Below are 14,473 nucleotides of genomic sequence, written 5' to 3' on the forward strand. Positions count from 1 at the left end.
GGTCCCAGCGGAGCGTCACCAGGACCTGGCCCATCTCCGACGGCGCACTCGTCCTCCACAAGCACCCGCCAGCGGAGGTTTGTCCACATTCGCCCGTTGAGGCTGCTCACCGGTGAGACAACGGTGCAGGCTGGGCTCATGACAGATGGACGGCCCTGGCTCCCGGAGCCAGGGAAGGCGGGTGCGGCGTTGGTTACCGGCTCGCAACGCATCCGCGATGAGACGGCCCGGGTCGCGGCAGCGGCTGGCCTTGAGCTCACCATCACGGCGACCCTGGCCGAGGCCCGCCAGGTTCGCCCGGCAGTCGTGTTGGTAGGCAGTGACAGTCCGGAGAGCCGCCTGGACACCGACGCCGAGCTGATTCTCGTGGGCCTTCCGGGGGAGGAAGGAACCGTATGGGAGGTTGCGGCCAAGCTTCACGCCACCCGGGTCGCGATTCTGCCCGCTGCGGGGGATTGGCTGGCGGAACGGTTCGCGTACCTCCGGGCCGCGGGGTCACGCGGTCACATCCTCGGCCTGATGGGTTGTTCCGGCGGGGTGGGAACGAGTTCACTGAGTTGCTGGCTCGCGCTCGCCGCGGCCCGCTCGGACCGGTCCACCTTGCTGATCGATGGCGACTGCGCTGGGGGAGGACTGCACCTAGCACTGCCTGAGACACCTTCCGGCGTCCGCTGGGAGGATCTCGGAGAAATCAGCGGCACGCTCAACCCCGACCAGCTCGCCGGGGCCCTCCCCACGGTCAGAGGATTCGCCCTGCTGTCCATGGGTGGGTCCCCCGCGTCAGAGTCCAGCATCGTGGCCTCGTCAGCAGTTCACTCGGTGCTCGCTGCCGCGCGCAGCGCCTTTGACCTGACCCTCGTTGACCTGCCCGCCGGCTGGCCGTGGGGCGGTCCGCTGCTCGCTTTCTGCGATGAGGTGATGCTCCTGGTTCCCGGGCGGACGCGGCCCATTACCGCCGCCCGCTCAGCGGTTGAGCACCTGCGGTCGCTGCCCACCTCGGTGATAGCACGCGGGCCGTTGGGCCCGGGACTCGATCCGGATGGAGTCGCAGAGCTGGTGGGACAACCCCTGATGGGTTACCTCCCGCACCTGCGTGGCGTACCGGAGGCTGAACGGCAGGGGCGGCTCCTGACCATCGGCGCGCACCGCGCTATTCGGCGCCTCGCCGCCCAAACCCTGGCCACAGTCCCCGCCGGGATCGGTAGGGCAGCGTCATGAACAATCCAGCGCGAGCCCCACGTCGTGCTACCGGCCACGACGACGCCGCGACCACGATGGTCAGCGAAGTCCGTCAGGCCGTCCTGGCGGAACAGTTGCCACTCACCGGGGCCCGCCTGGCCGCGGCCGTCCAGTCCACCGGCAGACTCCTGGGCTCCGCAGGGACCCTCAGAACTGTGGACCGGGTCCAGGCCGAGCTGCAGGGTCTCGGGCCGCTACAACACCTGGTGGCTGATCCGGCCGTAACTGACATCCTTGTTAACGGTCCGGATGAGGTGTGGGTGGACGGTGCTGACGGACTGCGACGAACCACTGATCGCTTCAGCACCGACGCCGAGGTGCGTGCGCTGGCGGTGCGCCTCATCTCTGCCGGTGGCCGGCGCCTCGACGACGGCAACCCCTGCGTCGATGTCCGCCTCGCGGCCTTCCGTGTCCATGCAGTCCTTGCCCCAGTGTCCACCCGTGGCACCCTGCTATCGATCCGCATCCAGCGTCAGCGGGGGTTCAGCCTCGAGGAGTTGACCGGCTCCGGAACACTTGACCCGTTCATGGCCGATGTGCTCCGCGCAGTGGTCGAACGACGCCTCAATTTTCTGGTCAGCGGGGCAACCGGCACCGGAAAGACCACGCTGCTCTCGACTCTGCTGGCGCTGAGTTCGCCCACCGAACGACTGGTGACCGTTGAGGACTCGGCCGAGCTTAACCCGCGCCACCCGCACACGGTTCCGCTGCAAAGCCGCCACGGCAACGCCGAGGGAGCAGGCGCCGTCGACCTGGCCGAGCTGGTGCGGCAAGCCCTGCGGATGCGTCCAGACCGTCTGATTGTCGGCGAGTGCCGTGGAGCGGAGGTGCGTGACCTCCTCACCGCAATGAATACTGGGCATTCGGGCGCCGGCGGGACGATCCACGCCAATTCAGCCGAGTCCGTCCCCGCCCGGCTGATGGCCCTGGGCTCTTTGGCCGGGCTGAGTCGCGACGCGGTCACGGCGCAGGCGGCCAGCGCGCTCGACGTCGTGGTGCACCTCGTGCGTGGGCAAACCGGCCGACGGGTGGCGGTGATCGGTCTGGTGGACGTGGACGATGCCGGACAGCTGATCGTGAGTCCTGCCCTCACCCGGCGAGGCGCCGCGTGCGAGCCTGCCTCAGGATGGCCCCAACTTCAGGGGCTGCTACGTCTGGGATTGCCGTGACGGGGGTCACCGTGGGGATCCTGTTGATGATGGCCTTCCTGCTTCTCGCCTTTCCGACCGAACTGATCGCCGGAGCCAGCGGCCGGGCGACCTCCTCGCGGGTTCTGCACCGGATGGCCGGACTGTGGCCCGTGGACCGTTCGGTCGACCCGTTGGAACTGCCCCTCTTCATTCATCAGCTGACGGCGCTGCTACATGCGGGCAGATCTCCGCACCAGCTATGGCAGGACATGGCCGTGGTGTATTCGGCGGCTGACACTGAGCGGGCGGCGGGCGCTGGTCCCGGGTTTGGTGCTCACGCGTCGCCGGTGCTCTGGGCGGCACAACAGGCTGCAGCGATCGGCGAAGGTGTCCCCGAAGTGCTTCGCAGAGCCGCGGTCAGCCAATCGACGGATGGGCGCTGGCGTCCGGGCCGGGCCAGGACCCCGCCTGCGAACGGCGTGGGTCTGTGGCGGGACCTGGCCGTGTGCCTGGAGATTTCTGAACGTAGCGGCGCTCCGCTGGCTGATGTCCTGGGCCGGTATGCCGCCCAGCTTGATCAGTCCCTCGATGCCGCCGCGGCCCGGGCGACGGCGTTGGCCGGGCCGGCCGCCACCGCACGGCTCCTCGGCTGGCTCCCATTCTTCGGGCTGGGCCTGGGCTACCTCACCGGTGCGCAGCCGCTCGCCATCCTGTTGGGCTCGGTTCCTGGTCTGGTGTTGCTTGGCGTGGGAGTGTCCCTGATGGTGCTGGGGCGGCTCTGGTCCGGCCGTCTGGTGGCTGCGGCTGCGAAGGGTGGCTGAGATGACCGGCGTCTTGGTCTTTCTCGTGCTGTGTGTGGCTGCTCTGTTGCTGACCGGATCCGGGCGATCAGGGCGCGGTGGCCAGGATCCCGCGGCCCCCGGAGCTGACCCGGGACCTGAGACGCCGCCTCGTCGAGGCCGTCTCAAGACCTTTGGACGACCTGCGCTGCGGGACTTGGAGGGGGTTGATCCAGCGCTCATGATCGATTTGCTGGGTGCCATGCTCGCAGCCGGGGCGCCAATCGAGGCTACGCTGGCGGTCCTCGGTGATTCCTGTCCACCGCCCTTGTCGCTCAGCTTGCAGAAGGTTCAGGGAGCCCTCGCCCTCGGTGCCGACTGGGAGACGGCGTGGAACTCCGCTATCTCCCAGTCCGATGCTGCGACGGGCGCAACCCTTCGGGAGCTTGATGCGGCTCTTCGGTTCGCTGCGCTGACCGGTGCGTCGTCGGCGGGGATTGTGCATGCCTGTGCCGGGCAGCTCCGTCGCCGGAGGAACAACGAAGCTGAGCAACGTGCGGCAACGTTGGGCGTCCGGCTGGTGGTGCCGTTGGGCCTGTGCTATCTGCCGGCCTTCATCTGCCTGGGTGTGCTCCCTGTGGTCTTCGCCCTGCTCCCACAGTGGTGATGACTGCGGGTCCGCCGGTACTGAGACTTATCCACATAGCTCTGGTTCGGACCCCGCGGTATGGCACGACCGGGCAGAGTCATGGCAGGGCGCGCACGTGCTCTACCGGAGAGAGGTCGTTGCAGTGGTTGACCTCACCGCGAAGGACTACCTGGAGGAAGACATGTCAGCAACAAAATTGTGGGAACTCTGCAAAGGGCGTCGGCCGGTCATCCGGTGGCGTCGACTGTCCGGCTCCGAGGCAGGGATGGCGACCGCCGAATATGCCATCGCTACCCTCGCCGCGGTCGGGTTCGCCGCACTTCTGGTGGCGGTTCTGTCCAGCGGCGAGGTCAGGGGCATGCTGATGTCTCTGATCAGTTCAGCGTTGAGCTTCGGGTAACGTGCCGAAGCCACAGAACCGGCACTCCAATGGATTGCAGGGGACCGCGCTGCAGCGTGGGGCGGTGACAGCGGAGGTGGCGGTTGCGCTGCCGTCCCTGGTTCTGCTCCTTGCGCTCCTCCTGGGTGCTGCAACGGCGGGTCTGACCCAGCTGAGGCTGGAGGAGGCGGCCCGAGCCGGGGCCAGGGAGGTGGTCAGGGGTGAGCCGGCGGACCAGGTACGGGCGACGGTGAGTAGGCTCGCTGGCGGACAGGCCCGGTTGGAGCTGACCGGCGACGGTGAGTGGTCCATCGTGACTGTTAGTGCCCGCCTCGCCGTCCCGTTGCTGGACCTGGTGGGGTGGGACCTCTCGGCCTCCGCGTCAGCGCGCGCTGAGATCCTCGGCGTTGGCCAGTGACGATCAGTCTATGAGAAGCCCATCGATGACCCGTCGCCCCCGGGCGGAGACCGGAGCCGGTACCGTATTGGCGTGCGGGTTCGCTCTGGTCATCATCACGCTGATCGCCGCCGTGGTCGTGCTGGCGCAGGCCGGGACGGTGGCCGCACGGGCGGCCACTGCAGCAGACCTCGCCGCGCTCGCCGCCGCTGATGCGTCACGGGGACTGATCATTGGAGATCCCTGTACTGTGGCGGCAGAGACGGCTGCCGCCCACGGAGCGTCTCTGCGGTCCTGCGACCGGGAAGGCCCTGGCGGCACCATCGTGGAGGTGCGGACCAGCCTGAAGGTGAACGCCGTCGCCGGGTACCCGCTTCTCCCGGATGCGACGGGTCGGGCACGCGCCGGGCCGCCACCCTAGCTCTATCAAAGTCTGCCAGCCCGCCAGCCCTGGCTGGCTGTTGATGTAGTCAGTGTCAGTCTGTCGGTCGACCAGTTACTCAGTCGGCCTGTCGGTCAGCTGGTTAGTCAGGGGGCCGCGGCAGGGTCCTGGGTCAACACCAGGGCCAGCAGTGCCGCAGCGCCGGATTTGCTGAGCGGGTTGTTCCTGTTGCCGCATTTGGGTGACTGGACGCAGGAGGGGCAGCCGATGTCGCATTCGCAGGCAATGATCGCGTCCAGGGTGGCCTGAATCCAGATTCTCACGGCCTCGTATCCCCGTTCGGCGAATCCCGCCCCGCCGGGGTGACCGTCGTACACGAAGATGGTGGGCAGCATCGTATCGGCGTGCAGGGCCGTCGACACCCCACCGATGTCCCATCTGTCACTCGATGCGACCAGGGGAAGTAACCCAATGGCGGCGTGTTCAGCCGCGTGCAACGCACCCGGCAGGTCAGCGGCAGTCAGATCAGCATCCTCGAGCAGCCGCTGGTCGAACTCGAACCAGACCGCCTTGGTATGAAGGTCACGCGCACCGAGTTCCAATGCCTCCTCTGACAGGATTTCGTTGGAGACGAAGGCTTTCCGCTGGAAGGACACTACCTGGGTGGTCACCTGCACCTCGCCGAACCGAATCTGCACTCCACCCCAGTCCTGCGTCCGGCTAGCCCCGATCACCTCAATTTCCGTGATGTCCCTGGCCTGGGTGTAGTAGTCGGGGTTGGACCTGGTCACCATTGCACAGTGATCCTGCTCGTTGAGCTCATCCACCACATAGGTTTGCCCCTGATGCACGTAGATCGCTCCGGCGTGGGCCTGATAGTGGCTTTGCGGTGAGTCCATGGTGCCGAGCACAGTGCCGGTGCCGGTCTCGACAATGCTGATGGGGCCGCCGCCGTCGGCTCGCAGGTTCACCATCCCGGCCGCGCTCTGCGGGTGGGTCCAGAACCAGCCGGCAGGCCGCTGCCTGAGGAAGCCCTGATTCACCAGCTTGGCAAGGAGCTCTTCAGCCCCGGCGCCGAACAAGTGTAGCTCTGCTGGTGTGAGCGGCAGTTCGGCCGCTGCCGCACACAGATGGGGGCCGAGTACATAGGGGTTGGTCGGGTCGAAGACCGTCGCTTCGACCCCAACGTCGAATACCGCTTCCGGGTGATGCACCAGGTAGGTGTCGAGCGGGTCATCGCTGGCGACGAAAGCGGCGAGCGCGTCCTGACCCGACCGTCCGGCCCTGCCGATCTGTTGCAGGAGGGAAGCACGGGTGCCGGGCCACCCCGCAACCAGCACGGCATCCAGCCCGGAAATGTCGATGCCGAGTTCAAGGGCGGGGGTACTGGCCACCCCCAGCAGCCGTCCGTTGCGGAGCGCAGATTCCAGTTCCCTGCGCTCTTCCGGGAGGTAGCCCGACCGGTAGGCGGCCACCCTGCTGGGCAGGCTTGGATGAACCTCGTGGAGCAGGCGCTTCGTTGTTGCGGCGATGCTTTCCGCCCCGCGCCGGGACTTGATGAACGCGATTGTCCGGACTTGGGCGGAGACCAGGTTGGCCAACAGGTCAGACGTTTCGGCGATGACGGTTCGGCGTTTGGGGGCCCCGTTCTCTCCCTTGAGCTCGGTGAGCTCGGGCTCCCAGAAGGCTACGGTAGTCGACCCGTGGGGGGAACTGTCTTCCACCACCGGCGTCGCCTGGCCGCCGATCAATTTGCCGAAGGAGGCCGCAGGGTCGGCGGACGTGGCGGAGGCGCCGATGAACACGGGGGAGACACCGTAGTATTCGCAGACCCGCCGCAGTCGCCGCAGGAGGTTGGCCACGTGTGAGCCGAAGACACCGCGGTAGCTGTGGGCTTCGTCGATGATGACGTACTTCAGGCGCCGAAAGTATCGCGCCCACCACGCGTGGTTGGGCAGGATGCCGTAGTGCAGCATATCGGGGTTCGCCAGCACCAGATTTGCGTGGTCCCGAATCCATCGACGAGCGGCGGTGTCGGTGTCACCATCGTAGGTTTCGGCACGGACCGTCGGGATGTTCAACGCCTTTACTGCCGCCAGCTGGTCCGCGGCGAGCGCCTTGGTGGGGGCAAGGTAGAGGGCCACCGAACCGGTCGGCTCCAGTGACACCCGATCGGCCAGGGCCGTCCGGTGAATCTCGTCCAGCACTGGCAACTGGTAGCAGAGCGACTTGCCCGACGCGGTGCCCGTGGCCACAATCGTGTGTCTACCGCTGTGGGCTGCATTGGCCGCAACCACCTGGTGCTGCCACGGGGTGGTGACGCCTAGCGCGCCGTACGCGAAAACAATGTCCGGGTGCGCCCAGTCCGGCCATGGTTGCAGGCGGGCGTTCCGGGCCGGAATTTCCCGCACGTGAACCAGCTGCTCCGGTTCGGCACCCCCGCCAAGCAGGGGGATCAGGGAGTCATGAAGGGCCACGTTGCCATTGTGTCACTCTGCCAGCCGGTCACTCCGCAATCCGGCAGGGGGTCAGGCACGAATCACAAACACGTCGGCCAGATGCTGCCAGCCCAGGTACTGGTAGAGCTCCTGCCCGTCAGCCGAAGCCATCAGCAGCCCGTGTTCTACGTCGTCTTCGAGGACGGCGGAGGTGAGCGCCCGCATCACGTAGCTGCCGAGGCCGCGGCGGCGATACTGTTCAGCAGTGATAATGCGGTCGTAGACGGCGAAGCCATCCTCTACCGCCACCGATCCGCGTGCAGCTTCCTCCCCGTTGGCCATCACCCTCACACGGCGGCACGACGGTTCGCGCAGGTGGGTGAGGGAAAACACCTCGTCCGGTGGACGCGGGTCCTCGACGTCCTGCCCGTCCATGTTCACTGTCATCAGCGCCTGATGGTTGTCGATCACTCTCATCCCCAGCGGGCTGAGAGTGGCGAGCAGTGCGTTCATCCGGGTGGTGACGACGGTAAGCAGCCGGTTTGGATCGGCTTTCGTCTCAGCGGCGAGCGCCAGCGCCTGCTCATCAGTTGGTTCATACAGGAAGTGCTCCTGCTGATTGCCATTGTCCGTCAGCGAAACGGATACGGTGCTGCCGTCGTCGTGCGGCTGATAGTCCCGGCAGGAGGACCAACCGGAAATCCACGTAGCCAACAATTCCCTCGACAGATGTGCACTCATGGAATGACCATAGTTTGTGCGACTGCTATTGAACATAGGAAGCCCGCGCCGTAGTCGATTTGAGACCTGGTAGACAGCGGGCCGTTATGCTTAAATGCGTGTCCATGAACCGCATTGTGCTCTATTACGCCTTCACTCCGCTGTCCGATCCGGAGGCCATCCGCTTGTGGCAGCGCGCCCTCTGTGAGAAGCTCGGTCTCCGCGGCCGCATCCTGCTATCGAAGGACGGTATCAACGGCACAGTGGGCGGCGAGCTGAACGCGATGAAGCAGTATGTCAAAGCGACCCGTGAATATCCGGCTTTCAAAAAGATCGACATCAAGTGGTCGGACGGCGGGGCGGCGGACTTTCCCCGGCTGAGCGTCAAGGTACGTGACGAGATTGTGTCTTTCGGTGCTCCGGACGAACTTAAAGTCGGCGACGACGGCGTGCTGGGCGGCGGAACGCATCTGTTGCCGGCCGAGCTGCACAGCCTGGTCGATGTGAAGAAGGCCAACGGGGAAGAGGTGGTCTTCTTTGATGGACGTAACGCGCTTGAGGCGCAGATCGGCCGGTTCCGGAACGCCATCGTCCCCAACGTTGCGACCACCCAAGACTTCGTCAATGAACTGGACTCCGGCAGGTATGACCACCTCAAGGACAAGCCGGTGGTCACCTATTGCACCGGGGGCATCCGGTGCGAAGTCCTCTCCAGTTTGATGATCAACCGGGGATTCGCAGAGGTGTATCAGCTCGACGGTGGGATAGTCCGATACGGCAAGGAGTACGGCGACTCGGGACTCTGGGAGGGTTCCCTTTATGTGTTCGACAAACGCATGCACGTCGAGTTTTCGAAGGACGCCAAAACTATCGGCAAGTGTGTCCGCTGCGAGACGCCGACCAACAAGTTCGAGAATTGCTCCAACCTTTCCTGCCGCAACCTCACCCTCTACTGCGCCACCTGCGCTGCATCCCCGTCGACCCTTCGCTGCCCCCAGGGCTGTGAATCGGACGAGGCTGAGGCCACGGCGTCGGGCGCAGCCTAAGTTTCCCCGCCAGTCAGGCTAAGCTGCGCCGCCCCGAAGGATACGCCGAACTGGGCACACCACAGGTCCACCGATTTGAAGGCTGACAGGTCGACGTCGGCCGGGATTTGGTACACCTGGTTGCCTTGGTTTCCCTTGATGAGGCCCAGATCGTAGAAGGCTGCCGACCCCGCGGTGTACCAACCGTCTGTCCCCTCGACAACATCGGCTGCACTGAGCCACACGTGCACATCCGGTCCATTTGAGGTGTCCAGATCCTCAAGTGTCAGAAGACGCGTTCCGTCTGGCTGCTCAATGATCCGGACCGACCCGGTGGTCGCGTGTTCGTGAGCGATCAATGACCCCGAGGCGAGCTGAACCGGACCCGGGGGAGGCGGAGTGTCCGTCGTCGGGGATGGCGCCTCAGAGGTGGGAGCCGTCGACGGTGGACGACTCTCGGTGGTGACCGCCACCACAGGAATCTGGTCGTCCACCCGCACATCAATGAACAGCAGCCAGGGTTTGAACACCACCAGTCCTCCTACCAGGACGACGACGGCGACCGCGGCCGCCACCATGACCCACACGCTCCTGCGGCCTCGGTCTTGATGAGCTGTTCTACCGGTGTCCTTCATGCTCGAAAAGCTAGCACCGGCGGACGACGGCTAGTGCCCTGGGGGCCAGCTGTTAGCAAACGGTAAGGTCTTCCGGGCGCAGGACAGTCAATAGACTTGAACCATGACTTACAACGAACTGCCAGCCGACGTTCCCGATACGCCGGTCAGCAGTTCACCCGCGGCACTCAACCACCTCGGCGCTGATCTACGGGCTCTGAACTACACGGTCGACGGCGTCGCGGACCTGATCGGCGTTGAAGCCTGGGAGGCGTTGCAGAAGGACCAGCTGATTCCGGCGCTGCTCGCCTGCCGGGCGGCACCCACTACGAAAGACCAGCCCCTGGCTGCGGTGCTGCTCTGGCTGCTCGGCGAGCCGGTACCCGACGCGCAGCTGGGCAGGGCTTTTCCCCGCACGACACCCGACGGCCTGGGCAGGTTGGGGCTCGCGGAACGCGTCGAGGCCAGCGGGTGGCGGGCATCCGTGGACCTGCGCCCCTATTCGTCCGACGCCGGCGGGGACTTGTGGGTGGCCAGCGACCTCGGCCAGCATCAGCGCCCGGGAGTGCTCCGCCGCGACCATGTCCTGGGGATAGGCCAGGCCTCGCTTACCCTGGCCCAGCTCACCATCCGGCCAGCAGTGGATCGTGCCCTGGACCTTGGGGTCGGGTGCGGGATCCAAACCTTCCACCTCCTCGGCCATGCGCGCCACGTCACCGCCACCGACATCTCGGCCCGGGCGCTCGCCTTCACCCGGTTCAACCTCCTGCTGAACTCCGAACAGCTGGACCTCGACCCGGCCGACCTCGACGCGAGGGTAACCCTGCGCCAGGGCAGTCTGCTGGATCCCGTCGTCGGGGAAACGTTCGAGCTGGCAGTCTCCAACCCGCCGTTCGTCATCACCCCGCGCCGGGTAGGTGAAACCCTCGACAACCAGTTCACCTACCGCGACGGCGGACTGCCAGGCGATGACATTGTCTCTACCTTGATCAGGGAACTTCCCGGCGTCCTCGCTCCCAGCGGCTCAGCCCAGTTGTTAGGCAACTGGGAAATCCCCGCCGGTGGCCGCTGGCATGACCGCATCGAGACCTGGATCCCCGAGGGGGTGGGCTGCTGGGTCGTTCAACGGGAACAACTCTCGCCGTCGGACTACGCCCAGACGTGGCTGCGGGACGCCGCTGAGTCCCGGGACCCGCACCGGTTCGCTGACCGCTACGCCGCCTACCTGGACGACTTCGCGTCCCGGGCCGTTGAGTCCATCGGCTTCGGCTCCGTGCTCCTCCGCTCTCAGCAGCGGGACGCACCGCTGCGCCGTTTCGAGGAGATCACCCACGCGCTTGAGCAGCCCATCGCCCCCCACATCGCCGCCGCCGTCGCCCGGTACGACTGGACCATGGCCCACGCCGACGACCTCCCCGGGCAGCACCTGATGGTGGCCGACGACGTCACCGAGGAACGCCACCAACGCCCCGGGGCCGAACACCCTGGTGTGATCCTGCTCCGCCAGGGGGCCGGATTCCGGCGCACCACCCTCCTCAGCACCGAGCTGGCCGGATTCGTGTCCACCTGCGACGGCGAACTCTCAGCCGGCCAGATCGCCATGGCGCTCGGCGCGCTGTTGGGCCAGGACGACGACGTCTTCCGGGCCGCGCTCCTGGCCGATGTGCGCGAGCTCGTCCTGGACGGATTTCTGAGCCCGGCAGAGGGTTGACGCCCGGGAAACCAACGGATTCCGGGCCCGCAGCAGCGTTGCTGGGTGGCGCCCGGTAAGGAGAGCTTGTACACAGTTATCCCGCTTGTGTGACCACTGGTACACCGGAGCCGTTACCCTATTGCAGGAAGGCATACCGCATACTGTGAAGGGTATAGGGGCCCGATTGCCAGGGTCCCCCGGTACGACTACCGCTGAAATGCTACCCATTCAGCTTTACCTTTATATAGGAGAGAAGTGCCCACTAAGGCAACGGACAAGCAGCCCGGCCGCAAGCTCGTCATTGTTGAGTCACCCGCGAAAAGCAAGACCATCGCGGGCTATCTTGGCGAGGGCTTCGAGGTCACGGCGTCCATGGGGCACATCCGGGATCTTCCCCAGCCCTCGGACCTCCCCGCCGAGCTGAAAAAGACCGGTGTCGGCAAGTTCGCTGTGGATCTGGACAACGACTTCGAACCCTACTATGTGGTCTCCGCCAACAAGAAGAAGACAGTCGCCGAACTCAAGGCCGCACTTAAGGGTGCCGAAGCTCTCTACCTCGCGACTGACGGTGACCGTGAGGGTGAAGCTATTGCCTGGCACCTGCTGGAGGTCCTCAAGCCCAAGGTGCCGGTCTACCGACTCACCTTCCCTGAAATCACCAAGGAAGCCATCCAGCGCGCCCTGCTTGAAATGCGGGAGCTCGACATCCCCATGGTGGACGCCCAAGAAACCCGTCGCATCCTCGACCGCCTGTATGGCTACGAAATTTCACCAGTGCTCTGGCGCAAGGTGGCCCGCGGTCTCTCCGCCGGCAGGGTGCAATCGGTCGCTACCCGACTGGTGGTTGAACGTGAACGCGAACGGATGGCCTTCCGGGCCGCGTCCTACTGGGACCTCACCGGCACGTTCTCCCCGCAAAGCGGCGACGAGCCTCAGTCTTTCGGCGCCAAGCTGGTCAGCCTTGACGGTTCACGCGTGGCCACCGGCAAGGACTTCACCGACCTCGGTGAACTGAAGTCACCGAGTGTGGCACGGCTCGACGCCGAGACGGCCGGTTCGCTGGCCGCCGAACTGCAGAACTCCGAGTTCGCTGTCCGGTCGGTGGATACCAAGCCCTATACCCGACGGCCCGCCGCGCCGTTCACGACGTCGACCCTGCAGCAGGAAGCCGCGCGGAAGCTCCGGTTCTCCTCCCGGGTCACGATGCAGGTTGCGCAGCGTCTGTACGAGAACGGTTATATCACGTACATGCGTACCGACTCGCCCGCGCTCTCGGACCAGGCAGTGAACGCTGCCCGCCGTCAAGCCGCCGAACTGTACGGAGCCGAGTACGTTCCCGACGCCCGCCGCGTCTACAAGGGCAAGTCGAAGAACGCACAGGAGGCCCATGAGGCCATCCGCCCGGCGGGGGATTCCTTCCGCACCCCGGCCCAGGTGGCAGGCCAGCTCCGGGGCGACGAATTCCGCATGTATGAACTCATCTGGAAGCGCACCGTCGCGTCCCAGATGGCTGACGCCAAGGGTTCCACCGCCACGCTCCGGCTGGGCGCGCTGGCGGCCGGTCCTGACGGGTTGACCCGCGACGCTGAGTTCTCGGCCTCCGGCACTGTCATTACCTTCCGTGGTTTCATGGCCGCCTATGAGGAAGGCAAGGACGCTAGCCGTAATGAGCAGGATGCGGCCGACGACGGCGGGCAGGGAGCCCGGCTCCCCAATCTTGCGGCAGGCGACAAGCTGGGCGCCGAGGAGGTCACCGCCGTCGGGCACGAGACCTCACCGCCTCCGCGTTACACCGAGGCGTCGCTGGTCAAGGTGCTCGAGGAGCTGGGCATCGGTCGGCCCTCCACCTACGCAGCGACCATCTCCACCATCATGGACCGGGGGTATGTGCGGACCCGCGGGCAGGCCCTGGTCCCCAGCTGGATCGCGTTCTCGGTGGTCCGACTCCTGGAAGAGCACTTCCATGACTATGTCGACTACGATTTCACCGCTGAACTGGAAGAGGACCTGGACCGCATCGCGCGCGGCGAGGCAGGCCGGGTCGACTGGCTGAACCACTTCTACTATGGGGACCGCAAGGTCACCGGACTGCACACCATCGTCAACGACCTGGGCGAGATTGATGCACGCAAGATCAATTCGATCGAGATCGCCGAGGGCATCACTCTGCGCGTCGGCAAGTTCGGCCCGTACCTGGAGAAGCCGCTTCCGGCCGACGCTGAGGAGGGAACCGAGCCGCAGCGCGCCAACGTCCCGGAGGATCTAGCCCCCGATGAGCTGACCGTCGAGAAGGCCATCGAACTGATGAACTCGTCCGGCGCCGAAGAGCGGGTCCTCGGCGAGGATCCGGGGACGGGCCGCTCGATCGTGGCACGGGACGGACGCTACGGACCGTACGTCATCGAGCTTATCCCCGAGGTGACCGAGGAGGAGCTGGCAAAGCAGCCGGTTGAGTTTTACAAGAACGGCAAGCCCAAGCCGCCCAGGAAGCCGGTCAGGGAGAAACCCCGTACCGGCTCTCTGTTCGCCTCCATGGCACTGGATTCGGTAACACTTCAGGACGCCCTGAAGCTGATGAATCTTCCGCGGGTGCTCGGCACCGATGCCGAGGATAAGGAGATCACCGTCCAGAACGGTCGGTTCGGTCCCTACCTGAAAAAGGGTACGGACTCGCGGTCCATCGGGTCCGAGGAGGAAATCTTCACCATCACGCTGGAGCAGGCGCAGGAGATCTACTCCCAGCCCAAGCAGCGGGGTGGCCGGACCGCCGCGGCGCCGCTCGCCGAGTTTGGTGACGACCCGGTGTCCGAGAAGCCAGTGGTGGTCAAGGACGGCCGGTTCGGCCCCTACATCACTGACGGCATCACCAACATCACAGTGCCTCGCTCGACTGCCATCGAGGAGCTCACCCGGGAAGTGGCACTGGAACTGCTGGCAGAGAAGCGGGCCAAGGGACCGGCCCCCAAAAAAACAACAAGCCGTGCGCCGGCCAAGCGCAAGGTCGCAGCGCGCAAGTAGGGGCCGGGGT

The 14,473-nt window shown here is 65.7% G+C and carries 12 protein-coding genes and 1 pseudogene; 10 read left to right on the forward strand and 3 right to left on the reverse strand.

Annotated elements, in window-relative coordinates:
- Positions 1 to 138: 138 nt before the first annotated feature.
- From ssd to ACX80O_RS10510, 7 genes and pseudogenes are all read left to right on the forward strand, one after another.
- Positions 139 to 1,218: a septum site-determining protein Ssd gene (gene ssd / locus ACX80O_RS10480; RefSeq protein WP_459333413.1), complete on the forward strand. Its 1,080-nt coding sequence runs from the start codon at positions 139 to 141 to the stop codon at positions 1,216 to 1,218.
- The gene (locus tag ACX80O_RS10485) at positions 1,215 to 2,408 is read left to right on the forward strand and encodes a TadA family conjugal transfer-associated ATPase (protein WP_459333414.1); all 1,194 of its coding nucleotides are present in this window, start codon (positions 1,215 to 1,217) and stop codon (positions 2,406 to 2,408) included. The genes ssd and ACX80O_RS10485 overlap by 4 nt, the downstream gene beginning before the upstream one ends.
- Entirely contained in the window at positions 2,405 to 3,190 is a 786-nt protein-coding gene (locus tag ACX80O_RS10490; RefSeq protein WP_459308262.1) for a type II secretion system F family protein, read from the forward strand. Before ACX80O_RS10485 ends, ACX80O_RS10490 begins: the two co-directional genes overlap by 4 nt.
- 1 nt (position 3,191) lies before the next feature.
- A complete protein-coding gene (locus ACX80O_RS10495; RefSeq protein WP_459333415.1) occupies positions 3,192 to 3,815 on the forward strand; it encodes a type II secretion system F family protein in 624 nt (207 codons plus the stop codon).
- Positions 3,816 to 4,038: 223 nt separating this feature from the next.
- Positions 4,039 to 4,197 (forward strand): annotated as a pseudogene (locus tag ACX80O_RS10500) (DUF4244 domain-containing protein); the annotation flags it as partial.
- Position 4,198: 1 nt separating this feature from the next.
- Entirely contained in the window at positions 4,199 to 4,594 is a 396-nt protein-coding gene (locus ACX80O_RS10505; RefSeq protein ID WP_459333416.1) for a TadE family type IV pilus minor pilin, read from the forward strand.
- A 10-nt stretch (positions 4,595 to 4,604) separates the two neighbouring features.
- Complete coding sequence (locus ACX80O_RS10510) at positions 4,605 to 4,994, forward strand: Rv3654c family TadE-like protein (RefSeq protein ID WP_459308257.1); 390 nt, start codon at positions 4,605 to 4,607, stop codon at positions 4,992 to 4,994.
- A 107-nt stretch (positions 4,995 to 5,101) separates the two neighbouring features.
- On the opposite strand, the gene sftH is transcribed toward ACX80O_RS10510, so the two are convergent.
- Together sftH and ACX80O_RS10520 are read right to left on the reverse strand one after the other, a co-directional pair.
- A complete protein-coding gene (gene sftH, locus ACX80O_RS10515) occupies positions 5,102 to 7,432 on the reverse strand; it encodes a DNA 3'-5' helicase SftH (protein WP_459333417.1) in 2,331 nt (776 codons plus the stop codon).
- A gap of 51 nt (positions 7,433 to 7,483) precedes the next feature.
- Entirely contained in the window at positions 7,484 to 8,134 is a 651-nt protein-coding gene (locus tag ACX80O_RS10520) for a GNAT family N-acetyltransferase (RefSeq protein WP_459333418.1), read from the reverse strand.
- A 98-nt stretch (positions 8,135 to 8,232) separates the two neighbouring features.
- Here ACX80O_RS10520 and trhO point away from each other — a divergent pair, with 98 nt between their 5' ends.
- Positions 8,233 to 9,159: an oxygen-dependent tRNA uridine(34) hydroxylase TrhO gene (gene trhO, locus ACX80O_RS10525; RefSeq protein ID WP_459308252.1), complete on the forward strand. Its 927-nt coding sequence runs from the start codon at positions 8,233 to 8,235 to the stop codon at positions 9,157 to 9,159.
- Here trhO and ACX80O_RS10530 read toward each other — a convergent pair.
- Positions 9,156 to 9,716, reverse strand: coding sequence for a DM13 domain-containing protein (locus tag ACX80O_RS10530; protein WP_459308250.1), 561 nt, complete (start codon positions 9,714 to 9,716; stop codon positions 9,156 to 9,158). The genes trhO and ACX80O_RS10530 overlap by 4 nt on opposite strands.
- Before the next feature lie 160 nt (positions 9,717 to 9,876).
- Here ACX80O_RS10530 and ACX80O_RS10535 point away from each other — a divergent pair, with 160 nt between their 5' ends.
- Both ACX80O_RS10535 and topA read left to right on the forward strand, forming a co-directional pair.
- Positions 9,877 to 11,463 (forward strand): DUF7059 domain-containing protein, encoded by a 1,587-nt coding sequence (locus ACX80O_RS10535; protein WP_459333419.1) that lies wholly within the window; start codon positions 9,877 to 9,879, stop codon positions 11,461 to 11,463.
- A 237-nt stretch (positions 11,464 to 11,700) separates the two neighbouring features.
- Positions 11,701 to 14,463, forward strand: a complete 2,763-nt coding sequence (gene topA, locus ACX80O_RS10540) for a type I DNA topoisomerase (protein ID WP_459333420.1) — start codon at positions 11,701 to 11,703, stop codon at positions 14,461 to 14,463.
- The last annotated feature ends 10 nt before the right edge of the window (positions 14,464 to 14,473 follow it).

The sequence above is a fragment of the Arthrobacter glycogeni genome, assembly GCF_054511155.1.